At 71.5% G+C, this 19,271-nt stretch carries 17 protein-coding genes and 1 pseudogene; 9 read left to right on the forward strand and 9 right to left on the reverse strand.

Features of this window, described 5'->3' with window-relative positions; genetic code table 11:
• Window positions 1-69: 69 nt before the first annotated feature.
• From AOM46_RS12630 to AOM46_RS12650, 7 genes and pseudogenes are all read right to left on the reverse strand, one after another.
• Complete coding sequence (locus tag AOM46_RS12630) at window positions 70-501, reverse strand: lasso peptide biosynthesis B2 protein (RefSeq protein WP_062209898.1); 432 nt, start codon at window positions 499-501, stop codon at window positions 70-72.
• A complete protein-coding gene (locus AOM46_RS12635) occupies window positions 498-773 on the reverse strand; it encodes a lasso peptide biosynthesis PqqD family chaperone (RefSeq protein ID WP_062209901.1) in 276 nt (91 codons plus the stop codon). The genes AOM46_RS12630 and AOM46_RS12635 overlap by 4 nt, the downstream gene beginning before the upstream one ends.
• Entirely contained in the window at window positions 745-2,604 is a 1,860-nt protein-coding gene (locus AOM46_RS12640; protein ID WP_078856750.1) for an asparagine synthase-related protein, read from the reverse strand. Before AOM46_RS12640 ends, AOM46_RS12635 begins: the two co-directional genes overlap by 29 nt.
• A 4-nt stretch (window positions 2,605-2,608) precedes the next feature.
• Complete coding sequence (locus tag AOM46_RS33990) at window positions 2,609-2,746, reverse strand: lasso RiPP family leader peptide-containing protein (protein WP_158920396.1); 138 nt, start codon at window positions 2,744-2,746, stop codon at window positions 2,609-2,611.
• A gap of 173 nt (window positions 2,747-2,919) precedes the next feature.
• Window positions 2,920-3,125 (reverse strand): annotated as a pseudogene (locus AOM46_RS31945) (IS5/IS1182 family transposase); the annotation flags it as partial.
• A 38-nt stretch (window positions 3,126-3,163) separates the two neighbouring features.
• On the reverse strand, window positions 3,164-4,144 hold the full coding sequence (locus AOM46_RS12645) for a pirin family protein (RefSeq protein ID WP_062209906.1): 981 nt from the start codon (window positions 4,142-4,144) through the stop codon (window positions 3,164-3,166).
• Window positions 4,145-4,235: 91 nt separating this feature from the next.
• Window positions 4,236-4,742: an SseB family protein gene (locus tag AOM46_RS12650; RefSeq protein ID WP_062209909.1), complete on the reverse strand. Its 507-nt coding sequence runs from the start codon at window positions 4,740-4,742 to the stop codon at window positions 4,236-4,238.
• A gap of 112 nt (window positions 4,743-4,854) precedes the next feature.
• Here AOM46_RS12650 and AOM46_RS12655 point away from each other — a divergent pair, with 112 nt between their 5' ends.
• From AOM46_RS12655 to AOM46_RS12665, 3 genes are all read left to right on the forward strand, one after another.
• A complete protein-coding gene (locus AOM46_RS12655) occupies window positions 4,855-6,681 on the forward strand; it encodes an acyl-CoA dehydrogenase (RefSeq protein ID WP_062209912.1) in 1,827 nt (608 codons plus the stop codon).
• A 124-nt stretch (window positions 6,682-6,805) separates the two neighbouring features.
• Window positions 6,806-8,101, forward strand: coding sequence for a M18 family aminopeptidase (locus AOM46_RS12660; RefSeq protein ID WP_062209915.1), 1,296 nt, complete (start codon window positions 6,806-6,808; stop codon window positions 8,099-8,101).
• A gap of 262 nt (window positions 8,102-8,363) precedes the next feature.
• Window positions 8,364-9,188: a maleylpyruvate isomerase family mycothiol-dependent enzyme gene (locus AOM46_RS12665; RefSeq protein WP_062209919.1), complete on the forward strand. Its 825-nt coding sequence runs from the start codon at window positions 8,364-8,366 to the stop codon at window positions 9,186-9,188.
• 100 nt (window positions 9,189-9,288) lie between these two features.
• Here the strand turns inward: AOM46_RS12665 and AOM46_RS12670 are convergent, their stop codons facing one another.
• Window positions 9,289-10,980, reverse strand: a complete 1,692-nt coding sequence (locus tag AOM46_RS12670; protein ID WP_062209921.1) for a Stk1 family PASTA domain-containing Ser/Thr kinase — start codon at window positions 10,978-10,980, stop codon at window positions 9,289-9,291.
• 233 nt (window positions 10,981-11,213) lie between these two features.
• On the opposite strand from AOM46_RS12670, the gene AOM46_RS12675 reads away from it, so the two are divergent.
• From AOM46_RS12675 to AOM46_RS12685, 3 genes are all read left to right on the forward strand, one after another.
• Entirely contained in the window at window positions 11,214-12,857 is a 1,644-nt protein-coding gene (locus AOM46_RS12675; protein ID WP_062209924.1) for a protein kinase, read from the forward strand.
• Window positions 12,858-12,862: 5 nt separating this feature from the next.
• Window positions 12,863-13,906 (forward strand): phosphotransferase, encoded by a 1,044-nt coding sequence (locus AOM46_RS12680; protein ID WP_062209926.1) that lies wholly within the window; start codon window positions 12,863-12,865, stop codon window positions 13,904-13,906.
• Window positions 13,907-14,030: 124 nt separating this feature from the next.
• Window positions 14,031-14,408, forward strand: a complete 378-nt coding sequence (locus tag AOM46_RS12685; RefSeq protein WP_062209929.1) for a hypothetical protein — start codon at window positions 14,031-14,033, stop codon at window positions 14,406-14,408.
• Between the two features lie 2 nt (window positions 14,409-14,410).
• Here AOM46_RS12685 and AOM46_RS12690 read toward each other — a convergent pair whose 3' ends face one another.
• The gene (locus AOM46_RS12690; protein ID WP_062209942.1) at window positions 14,411-15,091 is read right to left on the reverse strand and encodes a response regulator transcription factor; all 681 of its coding nucleotides are present in this window, start codon (window positions 15,089-15,091) and stop codon (window positions 14,411-14,413) included.
• 346 nt (window positions 15,092-15,437) lie between these two features.
• On the opposite strand from AOM46_RS12690, the gene pdhA reads away from it, so the two are divergent.
• The 3 genes from pdhA to AOM46_RS12705 are packed head-to-tail and all read left to right on the forward strand — an operon-like array spanning window position 15,438 to window position 19,235.
• Window positions 15,438-16,778: a pyruvate dehydrogenase (acetyl-transferring) E1 component subunit alpha gene (gene pdhA / locus AOM46_RS12695; RefSeq protein ID WP_062209945.1), complete on the forward strand. Its 1,341-nt coding sequence runs from the start codon at window positions 15,438-15,440 to the stop codon at window positions 16,776-16,778.
• Between the two features lies 1 nt (window position 16,779).
• Complete coding sequence (locus AOM46_RS12700) at window positions 16,780-17,760, forward strand: alpha-ketoacid dehydrogenase subunit beta (protein ID WP_062209948.1); 981 nt, start codon at window positions 16,780-16,782, stop codon at window positions 17,758-17,760.
• A gap of 26 nt (window positions 17,761-17,786) precedes the next feature.
• Window positions 17,787-19,235 carry a dihydrolipoamide acetyltransferase family protein gene (locus tag AOM46_RS12705; protein WP_062209951.1) on the forward strand — a complete coding sequence of 483 codons (1,449 nt, stop codon included), beginning with the start codon at window positions 17,787-17,789 and terminating at the stop codon, window positions 19,233-19,235.
• Window positions 19,236-19,271: the final 36 nt, after the last annotated feature.

Below are 19,271 nucleotides of genomic sequence, written 5' to 3' on the forward strand. Positions count from 1 at the left end.
ACCCCGACCCGGACGGCTCCCGCGCGGCGCTCCTCGCCGATCTGCTCGGCTCCCGCCCGCCCCTGACCGTCAGGGCGTCCGCTCCGGCTCGCCGAGTGGGGGGACGCTCAGCAGGACGCGGTAGGAGTGCACCTCGTCGGGCTCGCCGACGCGGCGGCGTTCGGCTTCGACCCAGGCGTGGGCGGCGAAGGGCGGGGTGCGGACTCCGCTGCACCACGTCGGCCACACGCCGCGCATCCGGCACAGCAGCACCGTGGCCAGGGAGCGCTGGAGGCAGTACGTGCCGGCGCAGCGGGTGGAGGTCGTCGTCACATGGCTCCGGGCACGCAGTGTCTCCTCGTGGGTCGCGGGGGTCGCGCGGTTCCGTAGAACGCGCAGGACGGCGACGATCCGCCTGGGGGGCTGGCGTGCCAGCAGCCGTGCCGCGAGCACCACCAGGTGGACGGGGACGCGGCGGAGCAGGGACGGGCGTTCGCCGGAGATGTCCAGGATCTGGCTCACGACGCGTTCCCCGCCTCGATCAGCCGGGCGCGGGTGAGCTGGTCCACGAGCGTGCGGATGTCCTCGGCCGCCCGGTCCGCGGTGACGGGCTGTTTCCGGGAGAGTTCCGCGGCGATCCGTTCCACCGCGGCGCCGCCGAGCAGGCCGCGGACGATGGCGGCGCCGGTGGCGTTGAGCTGCCAGTAACGGCCGCGGCGGCTGTCCAGGAGGACCAGGCCGTCCTCGGTGTCGCAGCTGACGACATCAGGACTCAGTCGCGGGCTCGGGCTCATGGGTGTGCTCCTCCAGGTAGCGCGGGGCGGGGTGCCGTTCGAGGGCGCGCAGCCAGGATTCGAGGGTTACCGAGGCCTCGGCGGGGGGACCCTCGTGGGCGGGCAGCGTGCCGGGGCTGAGCCAGGCGCGGGCCAGGGCGCGTGGCTCGGCCAGCCCGGCGGCGACCAGACGCGAGTCCTCCAGCCAGCCGGCGAGGGTGCGCCGGTGAACCCGCATGCCCCGATGCCACTCCGGGGTGGCGTTTCCCTTCGTGGTGCGGTCCAGCAGTGGCTGCGGGACGATCCCGCGCATGGCGGTGGCCAGCAGCGGCTTGTACGCCCAGGGGGTCGTGGCCTCGTGCGGTCGCACCCGCAGGCAGGCTTCGAGGATGGCGTCGTCGCAGAAGGGCATGTCCAGCGCGATGCCCAGGCGGTCGTAGAGCAAGGCGACCCGTCCGGACTGCTGGGCCATGTACAGCCACAGGTGCCTCCCGCGGGTGTCCGCCAGCGGCTGGGTGCGGGTGGCCGCCTCGCGCAGCAGCCCGGCGGTCGACTCCCGTGCCTGGTCCGTGGCCCAGTGCGGGAGGGACATCGCCAGGCCCCAGCCGAGCCTGACATCGCCGGCCGGTCCGCGGTCCCCCGTGACGCGTCCGGCCTCGGCGGTGAGCCAGGCCCCGAACGGGCGCCGGTCGGCCAGTGCCCGGACCGTGGCCGTGCGGGGCCAACGCTCCTTGGCGGCGTAGGCGGCCAACTGGCGTGTCGCGCGCCGCGGTTCGCGCCGCAGCAGATCGTGCAGGTACGAGGGCGGCGGGATCACCAGCTGGTCCCCGCCCTGTCCGCACAGCCGCCGCGTCACCCCGTACGCGTGCGCCACACCGGCCAGATGCTCCTGCTGGGCCCGGTCGCGGATGCCCAGCGTCGGCTCGTCCTCCGGCTCGCCTTCGTCGAGGCCGGTGTAGTACGAGGGCAGCTCGGTGGCATCGAAGACCAGGTGTGGGGTGTCGGACGGGAGCCCGGCGGCGGCGCGGCGCGCGTAGGCGACGTCCTCGTCACCCGGCGCACCCGGGTCCAGTGTCAGGGTCACCAGCTCCGCGCCCGCCTCCGCGGCCAGGAAGCACAGCGAGGTCGAGTCCATACCGCCGGAGAGGTCGGCAGCCCACCGCCGGCCGGGCGCCACCCGTGCGCGCACCGCCGCGCGCAGGGCCTCTCGAAGGCCCTCCGCGCCCTCGGCGAGGGGGAGTTCGGACTCCGGGGGCTGCCACCAGCGGCGTTCGGCGGCTTCGCCCGCGCGTTCCAGCAGGACGGCCTGCCCCGGGGGTACGGCCCGGACGCCCTCGAAGAACGACGCCTGATCGAGAGGGAACGGAGGCGTTGCCACCGAGACGAGCCGCGAGGCCACCTGGCGGAGGTCCACCGCGGCCCCGGTGAACCGGGCGAGGGTACGGGCGCGGTCCGCGACGACGGTGACGCCGTCCACCTCGGCGCGGTGGAGCCGCCGGCTGCCGGACGCCGTACCCCGGGCGTACACCCGGCCCGCCACCGAGGCGAGCAGGAAGTGGTCGCCCGCGCTCCCCCGGACGGCCGTCTCCACATCGGAGACGGCGCGTACGGCCCGTGCGCGCCCGCGCAGTCGCTCGGTGTCCAGCGTGCTGACCCCCAGGACGGCGAGCCGCACGTCACCCGCCTCGGCGAGGCGTGCCGCGGATGCGTCCCAGCAACCGGCCAGCCAGGGACGTCCGGAGGCGTGCCGGACCACCTGGCAGCCGGTGTTCCGGACGCGCTCGAAGACGGCGGACGCCGCCTCGTGGTCCGGAAGGACCACGAACCAGCGTCCGCCCACGGAATGACCCATCAGGTCAGACGAGGGGGCGGAACCCGGAGAAGTCCCACCAGTGGCCGATCCCGCCCTGAGTCATCTCGGTGTAGCCGCCGGCCTCGGCCAGCACCGGGGCCTCGTAGACCTCGGTCTCCTCGATCTCCAGCTCTCGTTCCATGGCATACCTTCCTTCCACGCGACGGGCATGCGCCGGGCGGTGAGCGGCAGCCGTCCCGCACCGCGCCTGCTGACGACTCAGTGTGAGGGGCGCCGCTTTCGTCGAGCTTTCACTATCCGCAGGAACGCACTTTCACCAGGACAGCCTTGGAGGTCGCGCAGCTGGGCGGGCGCTCATGGGCGTCGCTCGGGGCGCTCGTCCCAGCGGCGGGTGGTCCAGGCTTGGCGGATCAGGCTACGGATGGTGATGATCGTGTCCGCGAGGTCGAAGAAGGCGTTCCGCCAGGCGTGCATGCGTGCGTGCGCTCGCCACGCCACCGCTGGCTCGGCGCCTTCTCTCCCTTGTGCGCGATGCGGCCGTGCACATCGCGGGCGGCGAGTCGTGGCGGTTCGCCCCGCCTATCACTGAGCGGTGGTCTCAGCCCTGCGCCGGCCCCTCCGCGTTCATGCCGTGGACGGTGGGAACGGTGCCGAGGCGGCCCTTTTGGAAGTCCTCGAAGGCTTGTTGGAGTTCGTCGCGGGTGTTCATGACGAAGGGGCCGTAGTGGGCCATGGGTTCGCGGATGGGTTGGCCGCCGAGGAGGATGACGTCGAGGTCGGGGGTGTGGGCGTCCTGTTGGTCGTCGGCGCGGATGGTGATCGAGTTGCCCTTGCCGTAGACGGCGGTCTGGCCGGTGTGGATGGGGCGACGGTCGGGGCCTGCGGTGCCGCGGCCGGCGAGGGTGTAGGCGAGGGCGTTGAAGTCCTCGCGCCAGGGGAGGGTGAGTTCGGCGCCGGGGGCGAGGGTGGCGTGGATGAGGGTGATGGGGGTGTGGGTGGCGCCGGGGCCGGCGTGGCCGTCGAGTTCGCCGGCGATGACGCGGAGCAGCGCGCCGCCGTCGGGGCTCGTGAGCAGGCCGACGCTGGTGCTGCGGAGGTCCTGGTACTTGGGGGCCATCATCTTGTCCCTGGCCGGCAGGTTGACCCACAGCTGGATGCCGTGGAAGAGGCCGCCGGACATGACCAGGGACTCGGGCGGCGCCTCGATGTGCAGCAGTCCGGAGCCGGCGGTCATCCACTGGGTGTCGCCGTTGGTGATGGTCCCGCCGCCGCCGTGGCTGTCCTGGTGGTCGAATATCCCGTCGATGATGTAGGTGACGGTCTCGAAGCCGCGGTGCGGATGCCAAGGGGTCCCCTTGGGCTCACCCGGGGCGTATTCCACCTCGCCCATCTGGTCCATCATGATGAACGGGTCGAGGTGGCGGTAGTTGATGCCGGCGAAGGCGCGGCGGACGGGGAAGCCCTCGCCCTCGTAGCCGGTGGGGGCGGTCGTCACGGCGAGCACGGGGCGCGCCACGGCGCCGGCGGGGGCGGCCACGCGAGGCAGGGCCAGGGTGTTCTCGACGGTGATGGCAGGCATGGCAAACAACCTCCTCGAACGGCGTTCCGGTGGGAACGTGTGTCCGAGGTTAGTTGAATAATCAACTTTAGTCGAGGGGGTGGGCCTCGGCTCAGCCGTAGAGTCTGCGCATCGTGTACTCGACCATCTCCTCGACCGACTTGGCGTCGAGCACCAGCCGGTGCTCGCCCTCCATGTCCAGCGCGAAGCCGTAGCCGCTCGGCAGCAGGTCGAGCACCTCGCCGCCGGTCACCGTGAAGTGGCGCGACTCCTTGCCCGCGTAGCGGCGCAGCTCCTTGAGCGAGGTGAACAGCGGGATCACCGGCTGCTGGGTGTTGTGGAGCGCCAGGAACCCCGGGTTCTCGCCGCGCGGGCAGTAGATCTTGGCGGCGAGGAAGGTGTCGTGGAACTCCTCGCTCGACATCGCGCCCGAGGTGTAGGCGCGCAGCGCGTCCGCCAGCGTCGGGGGCGCCGGCGGCCCGGCCTGGGCCGGGGGCGGTGGCTGCTGTTGCTGCTGCTCGGGGTAGTAGCTCTGGCCGCCGTAGCCAGCGACCGGCTGCTGAGGCGCACCATAGGGTTGCTGTCCCGGATAGCCGGGCTGCTGGTCGTAGCCATACATGTCGGAAAGACTACTGACTCACACTTGACCGGTTTCCGCTTGCTTCTTATTACCAGTGGGTAGCATCATGGCGTTACTTACCGGTACCACCGCCAGCTACGGAGTCGTCGTCATGGGGCACTACAAGTCCAATCTCCGCGACATCGAGTTCAACCTGTTCGAGGTCCTGGGAAGGGACGCCGTCTATGGCAGCGGCCCGTTCTCGGAGACGGACACCGACACCGCGAGGAGCGTGCTCGCCGAGATCACTCGCCTCGCGGAGAACGAGCTTGCCGAGTCCTTCGCCGACGCGGACCGCAATCCGCCGGTGTTCGACCCCACGACCAACACGGCGCCCGTCCCCGAGACGTTCCGTCGCTCCTACCGCGCCTATATGGACGCCGAGTGGTGGCGGATGGGCATCGGCGAGGAGCTGGGCGGGATGAACGCGCCGCGCTCCCTGGTGTGGGCCGCCGGCGAGAACGTCCTCGGCTCCAACCCGGCCATCTGGATGTACGCCTCCGGCCCCAGCTTCGGCCGCGTCGTCTACGACGAGGGCACCGAGGAGCAGCGCAAGATCGCCCGGCTGATGGTGGACCGCGAGTGGTCCTCCACCATGGTCCTCACCGAGCCGGACGCCGGCTCCGATGTGGGCGCCGGGCGCACCAAGGCGATCCGCCAGGACGACGGCACCTGGCATATCGAGGGCGTCAAGCGCTTCATCACCTCGGGCGAGCACGACCTCACCGAGAACATCATCCATCTGGTGCTGGCCCGCCCCGAGGGCCACGGCCCCGGCACCAAGGGCCTCTCCCTCTTCGTGGTGCCCAAGTACGACTTCGACTGGGACACCGGCGAGTTGGGCGAGCGCAACGGCGTCTACGCCACCAATGTCGAGCACAAGATGGGCCTGAAGGTCTCCAACACCTGCGAGGTCACCTTCGGCGCCAACCATCCGGCCAAGGGCTGGCTGCTCGGCGAGAAGCACGACGGCATCCGTCAGATGTTCAAGGTCATCGAGCTGGCCCGGATGATGGTGGGCACCAAGGCCATCGCCACCCTCTCCACCGGCTACCTCAACGCCCTTGAGTACGCCAAGGAGCGGGTGCAGGGCGCGGATCTCACGCAGTTCACCGACAAGACCGCCCCGCGCGTCACGATCACCCACCACCCGGATGTGCGCCGCTCGTTGATGACGCAGAAGGCGTACGCCGAGGGCATGCGTTCGCTGGTCCTCTACACCGCCAGCGTGCAGGACGAGATCGTCGTCAAGGAGGCCGCCGGCGAGGACACCAGCGCGGAGAACGCGCTGAACGACCTGCTGCTGCCGATCGTCAAGGGCTATGGCTCGGAGCGCTCGTACCAGCAGCTGGCCGAGGCCCTGCAGACCCTCGGCGGCTCCGGGTACCTCCAGGAGTACCCGATCGAGCAGTACATCAGGGACGCCAAGATCGACACCCTCTACGAGGGCACCACGGCGATCCAGGGCCAGGACTTCTTCTTCCGCAAGATCGTCCGCAACCAGGGCGTGGCGCTCAGCGGGGTCGCCGAGGAGATCAAGAAGTTCCTCGCCGAGGCCCCGGGCGGCGAGGAGCTGGCCGCCGCCAGGGAGCAGCTGGGGCGCGCGGCGTCCGAGCTTGAGGCCCTGGTCGGCGTTCTCCTCACGGAGTTGGCGGCCACCGAGAAGGATGTCCGCTCGCTCTACAAGGTCGGCCTCAACACCACCTCGCTGCTGCTGGTCTCCGGCGATGTGATCGTCGGTTACCTGCTGCTGCGCGGTGCCGCGGTCGCGGCGGCCAAGCTGCCCTCGGCCTCGGCCAAGGACATCCCGTTCTACCAGGGCAAGATCGCGGCGGCCCGGCACTTCGCCGCCACGGTGCTGCCGTCGGTCGCGGTCGCCCGGGGCATCGCCGAGGGCACCGACCTCTCCCTGATGGATCTGGACGAGGCCGCCTTCTGAGCCGTCCCGTCCCCCTCCTGGCCCGTCGCCCCGCTCCTCCCCCGTGGAGCGGGGCGACGCCCGTCGGGGCCCGTGCGGGGGCGGGGCCGGTGGGCCGGCGCGGGGCATTCGTATGCTGAGGGATATGAACGCTCCTTTCGACCGGGCTCACACAGATGAGCTGATGGGCTTCCTGGCGGGTTCCCCCTCCCCGTACCACGCGGTGGCGAGCGCCGCCCAGCGCCTGGAGAAGGCCGGCTTCCGGCAGGTCGAGGAGGCGGCGCCGTTCGACGGCACGGCCGGGGGCCGCTATCTGGTGCGGGGCGGCGCGCTGATCGCCTGGTACGTGCCCGAAGGCGCCGCGCCGAGCACGCCGTTCCGCGTGGTGGGAGCGCATACCGACTCCCCCAACCTGCGGATCAAACCGCATCCGGACGCGGGCACGCTGGGCTGGAAGCAGCTGGCCGTGGAGATCTACGGCGGCACCCTGCTCAACACCTGGCTCGACCGGGACCTCGGCGTCTCAGGGCGGCTGGTGCTGCGCGACGGCCGGCATGTCCTGGTGCGCGTCGACCGCCCGCTGCTCCGGGTGCCCCAGCTCGCCGTCCATCTGGACCGGCAGGTCAACGAGGGCCTGAAGCTGGACCGGCAGCGGCACATGATGCCGATCTGGGGCCTGGGCGGGCCCAGGGAAGGCGAGTTGATCGAGTTCCTGTCCGCCGAGGTCGGGGTCGCGCCCGGCGAGGTGCTGGGATTCGACCTGATGGCGCACAGCGTGGAGCCGCCGGCCTATCTCGGCCGGGACCGCGAGCTTCTGGCGGCACCCCGGTTGGACAACCTGCTCTCCGTGCACGCGGCGGTCGCCGCGCTCGGCTCGGTCGCGGGGAGTTCCCCGCGCCATATCCCGGTGGTGGCGGCGTTCGACCACGAGGAGACGGGCAGCCAGTCCGACACCGGTGCGGAAAGCCCCCTGCTGGGCTCCGTGTTGGCCCGTTCGGTGCGATCCAGGGGCGGCGGCCTGGAGGAGGAGGCGCGGGCGCTGGCGGCCTCGTTCTGCCTCTCCTCGGACACCGGCCACGCGGTGCACCCCAACTACCCCGAGCGGCACGATCCCGGGCACCACCCGATCGCCGGCGGTGGCCCGATCCTCAAGGTCAACGTCAACCAGCGCTATGCCACGGACGGTGCCGGACGGGCCGTCTTCGCCGCCGCCTGTGAGCGTGCCGGGGTGCCCTGGCAGTCCTTTGTCTCCAATAACGCGATGCCCTGCGGCACCACCATCGGCCCGATCACCGCGGCCCGCCACGGCATCGCCACGGTGGACATCGGCGCGGCCATCCTCTCGATGCACTCGGCGCGTGAACTCTGCGCGGCCAACGACCCGTTCCTGCTGGCCAACGCCATGGCGGCGTTTCTGGGCGAGGGCGCCGAGGAGAGCTGAGCCGCCGCCGGCGACGGGGCCCTGTGGCCGTGCTGACGAGGCCCCGTCGCCATTTGGTGAAACTCGTGCGCAACGGTGAGGTTACGGGGCCGGGGGGTGGCGCACTGCACGGCGTCGCCGCCCGGCCTCCGGCGCACCCCTTCAGTGGCTATGGGCGGCTTGGGCACCCTAGGATTCGTCTCCAGAAACCATTCACCGGCTACGCCCGCGCGGCGTACCGTGTGAACACCCAGCCAGCGACGAAACCGCCACGAGGGGTCCCGTGACCGTGCATTCGAGCCTGCAACCGTCTGTCGATGCCTGGACCCAGTCCATCGAGTCGATATCCGAGCTGGCGGCTTCGCTCGTTGACGGGGAGTGGAACCGCCCCACCGAACGCGTCGGTTGGTCGGTGCGCGACCTGGTGTCGCATGTGATCGGCGGCGAGTGCGAGGCGTTGGGCGACCCCCGGCCGATCCACACCCTGCCCCGGGACCTCTACCACGTCACCGACGAGACCAGCAGGTACAACGAGGTGCAGGTCGATGTGCGGCGGCACCACACCGGTCCCGAGATGACCAGCGAGCTGGAGTACACCATCATCCGCCGCTCCCGGCAGCTGCGGAACGAGCGCCGTGGCGCCTCGGATCTGATCTCCCATCCGCTGTACGGGAAGATCCCGCTGGCGGACTATCTGGAGCTGCGGGTCTGTGATGTCTGGGTCCACGAACAGGACTTGCGGCGCGCGTTGGGCCAACCCACCACGCTGGACACGCCGGCCGCGCTGATCGCCCGCGATGTGCTGCTGCAGCGGCTGCCCAAGGTGGTCGCCGAGGACGCGGGGGCGCCCGTCAAGTCGGCCGTGGTCTTCGATGTGAGCGGCCCCGTCGAGTTCCTGCGCACGGTGCGGGTCGACGAGAACGGCAATGGCGCGGTCGACAGCAGCCCCTCGCTGGGCCCGTTGGTCACCTTCACGCTGGACTGGGAGACCTTCACCCGGGTGGTCACCGGACGGCTGCGCGGCAGACGCGCCGCCGAGAAGGTGCGGGTCGAGGGGGAACGACCGTTGGCCGACCGCATTCTGGCCAGCCTCGCCACCCCGTGGTGAGCGGGAACGACACTCTTCGCCGGGCGGGGCGTTTCACGTGAAACGCCCCGCTTGCCGCGCCGGTTGAACGCGCGGGTCGACGTCCCGACCGGGCGTGCGGTCAGTTGATCGGCTCAAGGCCGGTGGAGACGACCAACTGGATGTAGAAGCCGTCCTCTTCGGGGTCGTAGGGCTCGTTCGCCTCGGGCTCCTGGGCGACGACCATGCCATCGCCCTTCAGCGTCTCGTCCTTGTAGACGAGATCCTCGTCATAGGCCCAACCCGCGGCGCGCAGACAGTCCTTGACCGAGTTGATGTGGATGCCGTAGAAGTCCGGCATCATCACCGCGCCCTCGTGCTCGTCCTGGTTCCAGTGGTCGTTGGCGCCGGTGCACTTGCTGGTCTCGATCGTCTTCTCCGGGTCGCCCTCGACATAACGCCGCTGCGCGGGCTCGGTCTCCTCGCCCTGGCCGCCGTCGCCCCCCGGCTCCGGCTCTATCTCGGTGCCCTGACTGCCGCCGGAGCCGCCCGCCTGGGGGTCGTCGTCCTTGTCGTCCCCGCCGTTGACGATCACCACGATGGCTATCGTCGCGATCAGCGCGATGGCCGCCACCGCCGCCACCACCACCATCCAGGTGTTGCTGCCCTTGCCCGAGCCACCATCGCCCGAACCGCCCGCGCCCTGCCCCGTGTTCATCGTGTACGCGGGGGTGGCGCCCGGGCCGGGGGGCGGGGTCGCCGGGGCGCCCGCGTTGGGATAGCCGTAGCCGCCGCCGGGCGGCGCGTGCGGGGTCGGCGCATAGGGCGAGGGAGGCGTGCTTCCGGCGGCCGGCGTCGGGGCGCCGAACTGAGGGAAGACCGCCTGCGAAACGGCCGAACCGCTGTTGGTCGGGGTGTGCGCGTTGGGGTTGATCATCGGCGCCGCGCCGCTCAGCGTGCCGGCCACCTGGAGACAGGCGGTGCGGAACGCCTCGGCCGAGGGGAACCGCTCGTTGGGGTTCTTCCGCAGGGCCTGGGCCACGATCGCGTCCAGCGCCGGCGGCACCGAGGCGTTGATCGAGGAGGGCGCCGGGGGCTCCTCCTGGACATGCGCGTAGGCGATTGCCAGCGGCGAGTCCGCGTCGAACGGCAGCCGCCCGGTGAGGAGTTCGAAGAGCATCACCCCCACCGAGTAGAGGTCGGACCTGGCATCGACGCCCCGGCCCAGCGCCTGCTCGGGCGAGAGGTACTGCGGGGTGCCCACCACCATGCCGGTCTGGGTCATCGCCGTGACCCCGGACTGCATGGCCCTGGCGATGCCGAAGTCCATGACCTTCACCACGCCACGGCGGGTGAGCATCACATTGCCCGGCTTGATGTCGCGGTGCACCAGGCCCATCTCATGGCTGATGTCCAGCGCCGCCAGCACATCGGCGGTGATCCGCAGCGCCTTGTCGGCCGGCATCGCGCCATGGGCGGCGATATCCGCCTCCAACTCGTCGCGGAGCGGCCCGCCCTCGACGTACTCCATCACGATGTACGGCACCTGCGCGCCGTCCAGATGGTCCTCGCCGGTGTCGAAGACGGAGACGATGTTGGTGTGCGCCAGCTTGGCCACCGACTGGGCCTCGCGCTTGAAGCGCTCCCGGAAGGCGTCCTCCCGGCCCAGCTCGCTGTGCATGGTCTTGATCGCGACCTGCCGGTCGAGCATGGTGTCGTAGGCGAGGTGGACCGAGGCCATGCCGCCCGTGCCGAGCACGCTCCGCAGCTGGTACCGGCCGCCTCCCACCGCGCGCCCGGGAAAGTCGGCAGGCGGCTGCGCGTGGTCACTCATCCGACTGATCCCCCTAGGGCGGCGTCACTGTTGCTCCCGCACCGCCCCATTCGGACGGGGGTGCGCACCGCGCATCATACGAACTCGTTGTTTTCCGACCCCAGTCTGCCCCAGCACCCCGGGACGTCAAGCACGTTGTCCGTTCCGTGACCGGCGGCGATGGGCTCAATTTGTCAGCGCTACCCCGGAACGGGTTTGATGGCTGAGCGATCCAGCGACTACGGCGAGGACTGATGGCACAGGTGCGAGGCGCTGCCGGCTCCGGCGACGAGGAGTCGGAGCGGCCCGGCGACCAGGTGCCCGACTCCCCGGAACTGTGGGGCAACAACGGGTTGGTCGGCGAGGGCCGCTATCGGCTCACCGGCCGTCTCGGCCAGGGCGGCATGGCCGAGGTCTTCGCCGCCGAGGACGTGCGTCTCGGCCGCCCGGTGGCGGTGAAGCTGCTCCGCTCCGATCTGGCGCAGGACCCCATCTCCAAGGCCCGCTTCACCCGCGAGGCACAGTCCGTGGCCGGCCTCAACCACCATGCGGTGGTGGCCGTCTACGACTCGGGCGAGGAGCAGGTCGGCCGTCAGGTCGTCCCCTATATCGTCATGGAGCTGGTCAACGGCCACACCATCCGCGAGCTGCTGTTCGACTCCGAGGGTCCGCCGCCGCCCGAGCAGGCGCTGGCGATCGTCGCCGGAGTGCTGGAGGCCCTTTCCTACAGCCACCACCACGGCATCGTGCACCGCGACATCAAGCCGGCGAACGTGATCATCACCGAGACCGGCAGCGTCAAGGTGATGGACTTCGGCATCGCCCGCGCGCTGCACGGCGGCGGGCAGACCATGACCCAGACCGGCATGGTGATGGGCACCCCCCAGTACCTCTCCCCCGAGCAGGCGCTGGGCAAGGCCGTCGACACCCGCTCCGATCTCTACGCGGTCGGCTGTCTGCTCTACGAACTGCTCGCCCAGCGCCCGCCGTTCGTCGGCGAGACCCCGCTGGCCGTCGTCTACCAGCATGTCCAGGACCAGCCGAGGCTGCCGTCCGAGGTCACCCCGGGCTCGCCGCCGGAGCTGGACGGACTGGTGATGCGCTCGCTGGCGAAGGACCCGGACGACCGGTTCCAGACCGCGGAGGAGATGCGCGGTCTGGTGCAGTACGCGGCCCGGATGCTGGAGGAGCACGGCGGTCACACCGGCGGCCTGTGGAACACCGGCTCCGTCGCCCCGTCCAGCACCCCGCCGATGGGCACCCAGGCCGTCACCCAGGCCGGCCGGGCCAACACCCCGCCCACCGGCCATCTCACCGCGCCGCTGCTGCTCGGCGACCCGGCCGGCGATCCGTCCGACGAGGAGAGCGCCGCCGCCAGGCGCGGCCGGGCCAACCGGCTCAAGATGGTGCTCTTCGCCCTGCTCGCCGTGGTGGCCATCGGCACCGGCGTGCTGGTCGCCGCCAACCGTGACACCGACGGCGAGGCGCCGCCCGACCCGAACGAGACCACCGAACCGCCGGTCGACGAGCCCGAGGAGACGGAGCGGGAGACCGACGAGGACGAGGTCGAGCCCGAGGACACCTACGAGCCGCCGACGGACGACGGCTACTACCCGAGCGATCCGGGCGGCAGCCCGACCGAGAGCGACAGCGGGTCCCCGGACGAGACGGAGGAGCCTCCCCCGTCCGAGACCGAGGAGCCCGACGACCCCACCGAGCCCGAGACGCCGCCCACCACCCCGCCGGACGAGGACGCCGGCGGCACCACGGAAGGCGGCGACCCCGAGGGCGCCACGGGCGACAACACCGGCGACCCGGGCAACCCGAACGGCGCCGACAACGGGGGCGCGGACGGCGCGGACGTGAGCGGCCCCGGCGAGGGTGGCAACACGCCCTGACCGGTATGCCGCTTCTCACCACCCGGCCCACCCTCCCCAAGCACACCCTCACCGAGCTGCTGGGCCACTACCGCGCCGGCGAGCCGCTGAGCTGCGAGCCGATCACCGAGGGTCTGCTCAACCACGGCTACCGGCTGGCCACCACCAGGGGCCGGTACTTCCTCAAGCACCATCTGGACGGTGATCCCGAGGCGATAGCCCCGCTGGTCCGGCAGCACCGGGCGACCGCGGCGCTGGCCGATCTCGGCCTGCCCGTCGCCCCGCCGCTGGCGGACCGGGAGGGACGCACCGTGGCGGTGCACCGGGGGCGCTGCTACGCGCTGCACCCCTGGGTGGAGGGCAGGCACCGGGACGGTGCCCAGCTCAGCCCGGCCGAGAGCCGCCGGCTCGGCGCCCTGCTCGGGCGGGTGCACGGCGCCCTTGAGCAGGTGATAAGGCGTTCCCCCAGGCCGGGACCGGCGGAGCGGGCCGCCGTGGCGCCGCTGGAGACCCATGCGGTGATCGACCAGCTGCTGGCCCATATCAGGGCGCGCGCCCGCCGCACCGGCTTCGACGAGCTAGCCGAGCACCGGCTGTTGGAGCGCCGGGCGCTGCTGCGCACCCACGCCCATCTGCGCCCTGGCCCGGCCGAGGTGCCGGCCGAGGGCTGGGTGCACGGCGACTTCCACCCGCTGAACCTGCTCTACCGGGCGGAGGGCCCGGTGGAGCCCGTCGCCATCGTGGACTGGGACCGGCTCGGCGTGCAGCCCCGCGCCGAGGAGGCCGTCCGCGCCGCCTGCATCTTCTATCTCCGCCCGGACGGCGGACTCGCCCTGGGCAAGATCCGCGCCTATGCGCGGGCCTACCGGGAGGCGTCCGGCGCCTCCCCCGACGAGCTGGCCGCGGCCGTGCACCGGGTGTGGTGGGAGCGGCTGAACGACTTCTGGATGCTGCGCTGGCACTACGAGCGCGCGGACGGCCGCGCCGACCCCCAGTTCCCGGCCGCGTCCGCGCTGGTGGTCTGGTGGACCCGGCACGCCCGGGCGGTCAGGGACGCGTTCTGCGCCTGACGCCCGCCCGGCGGCAACGGGACCAGGGTCCCGGGGGAGACCGGGGGAAGACCGGGAGAAGACCCGGAAAGAGGGGACCTTCTGCCCGGTGTGGCGGGCGGCGGGGCGCGGCAGGCTGAAAGGTATGTCCCATGAGCTGGCCCATGCCCTCAGACTGCTGCCCCGGGTCCCGCACGGGCGCGCCGCCGCCACCGTGCGGGCGCTGCCCTGGGTGCTGCCCGCCAGCCATCTGGTGACCGGCGACCAGCTGCTGCTCCGGGTGCCGACGGCGCGGGGCGCCGCGCTGCCGCTGGACGGCACGGTGGTGGCGTACGAGGCCCATCACGAGGGGGACGCCGCCGGCTCCGCGCCCTGGCAGGCCCAGCTGGTCGGGATCGTCTCGGTCACCGACCCCGAGCGGGGCGCGCGTTCCGCGTTCCCGCCCGCGCCGCGCTACGCGCGCCATCCGGAGGCCACCTATCTCCGCCTCGCACCCCGATACGCCGCCGTGCACACGCCCTGACGTCAGCGTCGCTTCTGCTCCTGGAGCCGGGCGACATAGGCGGCGGCCTGGGACCTGCGTTCCATGCCCAGCTTGGAGAGCAGGCTGGAGACATAGTTCTTGATGGTCTTCTCCGCGAGATGCAGCTCCTGGCCGATGGCGCGGTTGGTGAGGCCGTCGCCGATCAGCGTGAGAATGCGGCGTTCCTGGTCGGTCAGCCGCTCCAGCTGTTCCTCGCGCTCGTCGCGTTCGCCCGACTCGCCGCCGCGCAGCTTCTCCAGCACCCGCCGAGTGGCGTCCGGGTCCAGCAGGGATTTCCCGGCCGCCACATCGCGCACGGCGGAGAGCAGTTCGTTGCCCCGAATGGCCTTGAGGACATAGCCGGAGGCGCCGGCCATGATGGCGTCGAACAGCGCCTCGTCGTCCGCGTAGGAGGTGAGCATCAGACATCTCACCCGGTCGTCGAGGGAGCGGATCTCCCGGCAGACCTCGACTCCGCTGCCGTCGGGCAGCCGCACGTCCAGCACCGCGACCTGGGGGTGGGCGGCCGGAATGCGGGCCAGCGCCTCGGCCGCCGTGCCGGCCTCGCCGACCACCTCGATATCGGGCTCCATCGCCAACAGCTCGTGCACACCGCGTCGGACGACCTCGTGGTCGTCCAGGAGAAACACGGTAATCACACCGTCTTCTGCGTTTTCGGGCACCTTGTCAGTTTTCCACAGGAGCGGCGCCCACGCCTTCCCGTGAACCCGTCGAGCGGGTTAACGTGCGAGGGACTCGATGCCCTGTGAGGCTTGGACCGGCGCATTTCCACGGCTGCCAACCGTTACTTGGATTTCCAGGTATTTGCGCAGGTCAGGGCCGCTTTCGCAGCTTGTGGACCCACTGGATACCGTGCTCTCATAGGCGGACGAGCGGGACAGGGAACGGGAAAGGTAACCGCTCGGTTCCCGTCCGCCGCACCCAACCCCGTGCGCCGTACGGACCGGGCGAGCCGCACTGGTCGCCCGGCGGACCCCGGGGGCCGGACGGACCGACGGAGGAACACGAGTGACCGTGGCCAGCACTTCGCGCGACGCGTCGCGCAGCACCACCACGCAGCAGTCCACCGCGCGCGAGCCGGACGCCGCGCCGGGTACGTCCCAACCGGCCGGGACGAAACAGGCCGGGACGCGGCAGACCCGGGCCAAGGCCCCGGCGAAGAAGACCCCCGCCAAGAAGACAGCGGCGAAGAAGGCTCCCGCGAAGAAGTCCCCCGCCAAGAAAGCCCCCGCCAAGAAGGCAACGGCCAAGCGGGGCACGGCGAAGGGGGCCGCGGGCGACCCCGGGATGGTGCAGCTGCTCACCCCCGAGGGCGAACGGGTGACGCACCCCGACTACCCGCTGACCATCAGCCATGACGAACTCCGCGCGCTCTACCGCGACATGGTGCTCAGCCGGCGGTTCGACGCGGAGGCGACCGCGCTCCAGCGCCAGGGCGAACTCGGCCTCTGGCCCTCGATGTTGGGCCAGGAGGCGGCGCAGATCGGCTCGGGCCGCGCGCTGCGCGAGACGGACTACGTCTTCCCCACCTACCGCGAGCACGGCGTCGCCTGGTGCCGGGGCGTCGACCCCACCCAGCTGCTGGGCATGTTCCGGGGCGTCAACCACGGCGGCTGGGACCCCAACAGCAACAACTTCCACCTCTACACCATCGTCATCGGCTCCCAGACGCTGCACGCCGCCGGCTACGCCATGGGCGTGGCCAAGGACGGCGGCGATGCCGCCGTGGTCGCCTACTTCGGCGACGGCGCCTCCAGCCAGGGCGATGTCGCCGAGGCGTTCACCTTCGCCGCGGTCTACAACGCGCCGGTGGTCTTCTTCTGTCAGAACAACCAATGGGCCATCTCGGAACCCACCGAACGTCAGACCAGGGTGCCGCTCTACCAGCGCGCCCGGGGCTATGGTTTCCCCGGCCTGCGGGTCGACGGCAACGACGTGCTGGCCGTGCTCGCGGCCACCAGGGCCGCCGCCGAGCAGGCGCGCAGCGGCCAGGGCCCGGTGCTGATCGAGGCGTTCACCTACCGCATGGGCGCGCACACCACCTCGGACGACCCGACCCGCTACCGCCGCCAGGAGGAGCTGGAGTCCTGGGAGGCCAAGGACCCGATCCTGCGGCTGCGCCGCCACCTGGACCGCGAGGGCGCCGCCGACGGGGCGTTCCACGCCGAGTTGGAAGCGGAGAGCGACGCGCTCGCCAAACGGGTCAGGGAGTCCATCAGGACCATGCCCGACCCGGAGCCGATGGCCATGTTCGAGCATGTCTACGCCGACGGCCACACCCTGGTGGACGAGGAACGCGCCGCCTACACCGGCTACCTCGCCTCCTTCGCCGATCTGGAGGGGAACTGACATGACGGTGGAGAAGATGGCCCTCTCCAAGGCGCTCAACGCCGCGTTGCGCGCCTCGTTGGAGTCCGACCCCAAGACGCTGGTGATGGGCGAGGACGTCGGGAAGCTCGGCGGGGTCTTCCGGATCACCGACGGGCTGCAGAAGGACTTCGGCGAGGAGCGGGTGGTGGACACCCCGCTGGCCGAGTCCGGCATCGTCGGCACCGCCATCGGCCTGGCCCTGCGCGGCTACCGTCCGGTGGTGGAGATCCAGTTCGACGGTTTCGTGTTCCCGGCCTACGACCAGATCGTCACCCAGCTGGCCAAGATGCACGCCAGGGCGCTGGGCAAGATCAAGCTGCCGGTGGTGATCCGCATCCCGTTCGGCGGCGGTATCGGCGCGGTGGAGCACCACAGCGAGTCGCCCGAGGCGCTGTTCACCCATGTCGCGGGCCTCAAGTGCGTGACGCCGGCGAACCCTTCGGACGCCTACTGGATGCTGCGGCAGGCCATCGAGTGCGACGATCCGGTGATCTTCTTCGAGCCCAAGGCCCGCTACTGGGACAAGGGCGAGGTCGACCGGGAGGGCATCCCGGACGGCCTGCACAGCGCCAAGGTGGTGCGGCAGGGCGACGATCTGACGTTGCTCGCCTACGGTCCGACGGTGCGCACCGCGCTGCTGGCCGCCACCGCCGCGGCGGAGGAGGGGAGGTCGATCGAGGTGGTGGATCTCAGGTCGCTCTCCCCGATCGACTTCGACACGGTGCAGCGGTCCGTCGAGAAGACCAGGCGGCTGGTGGTCGTGCACGAGGCGCCGGTCTTCCAGGGCGTGGGCGCCGAGGTGGCGGCCCGCATCACGGAGCGCTGCTTCTACCATCTGGAGGCCCCCGTGCTGAGGGTGGGCGGGTTCCACACGCCGTATCCGCCGGCCCGTCTGGAGGACGAGTACCTTCCGGGGCTCGACCGGGTGCTGGACGGTGTCGATCGTGCCTTGGCGTACTGAGGGAGAGGCTGAGGAGAGTCGTGACGATGGCTGCGGCAACACAGCGCTACCGCGAGTTCAGAATGCCGGACGTGGGCGAGGGGCTCACCGAGGCGGAGATCCTGAAATGGCACGTCCAGCCGGGGGACACGGTGACGGACGGGCAGGTCGTGGTGGAGGTGGAGACCGCCAAGGCGGCGGTCGAGCTCCCCATCCCCTATGACGGGGAGGTGCGCGAGATCCTTTTCCCCGAGGGCACCACGGTCGACGTCGGCACGCCGATCATCACCGTGGACACCGGCGGTCCCGACGAGCCGGCGGTCGTCGAGGCGCCGGCGGCCCCGGCCGAGGACGCCGCCGGGGCACGGGAGCCGGTGCTGGTGGGCTATGGCGTCTCGGCGCCGAGCAGCCGCCGCCGGCCGCGCCGGGCCGCCGTGCCGGCGCCGGTCGCCGAGCCGCCCACGCCGGTCGCCGATGAACCGGTCGCCGGGGAGCCCGTTCCGGCCGAGCCGGCCGAGCCGGCCGAGGAGTTGGCGCCCCGCGGCGGCGGCGCCGGGCAGGGCGCCGGTCGCGCGTTGGCCAAGCCCCCGGTGCGGAAGCTGGCCAAGGATCTCGGCGTCGATCTCGCCGCCGTGGTGCCCACCGGGCCCGGCGGGGTGATCACCAGGGACGACGTCCACGCCGCCGCCCCGGCGCCCACCGCTCCCGCCGCGCCGGCCGCACGGCCGGTCGCCGTCGAGCCCGCGCCCGAGGCGCCGTCGTCCCCCGAGGTCGAGCCGCAGTCGTTGGCGGCGATCAGGGAACGCCGGGTGCCCATCAGGGGCGTCCGGAAGGCCACCGCGCAGGCCATGGTGGACAGCGCCTTCACCGCCCCGCATGTGACGGAGTTCGTCACGGTCGACGTCACCAGGACCGTGCGGCTGGTGGAACGGCTCAAGTCGGATCCTGAGCTGGCCGGGCTGCGCGTCAACCCCCTGCTCTTGGTCGCCAAGGCCCTGCTGGTGGCGCTGCGCCGCAACCCGGAGGCCAACGCCGCCTGGGACGAGCAGCGGCAGGAGATCGTCTACAAGGAGTATGTGAACCTCGGCATCGCCGCGGCCACGCCCAGGGGTCTGCTGGTGCCCAACATCAAGGACGCCGGCGCCAAGACCCTGCCGGAACTCTCCCGCGCCCTGGGCGAGTTGATCTCCACCGCACGGGAGGGCAGGACCAGCCCCGCCGATATGCGCGGCGGCACGGTGACCATCACCAACATCGGGGTCTTCGGCATCGACACCGGCACGCCGATCCTCAACCCGGGGGAGTCGGCCATCCTGGCGTTCGGTGCCATCAGGGACCAGCCCTGGGTGCACAAGGGGAAGGTCAAGCCCCGCAAGGTCACCACCCTGGCGCTCTCCTTCGACCACCGGCTGATCGACGGCGAGTTGGGCTCCCGGCTGCTCGCCGACGTGGCGGCCGTCCTGGAACACCCCAAGAAGCTGATCACCTGGAGCTGACCGGTCGGCCACCGAGCCACCGAGCCACCGAGCACG

This window comes from Streptomyces sp. NBRC 109706, assembly GCF_000974485.1.
In the GTDB taxonomy this organism is placed as follows: Bacteria; Actinomycetota; Actinomycetes; order Streptomycetales; family Streptomycetaceae; genus Streptomyces.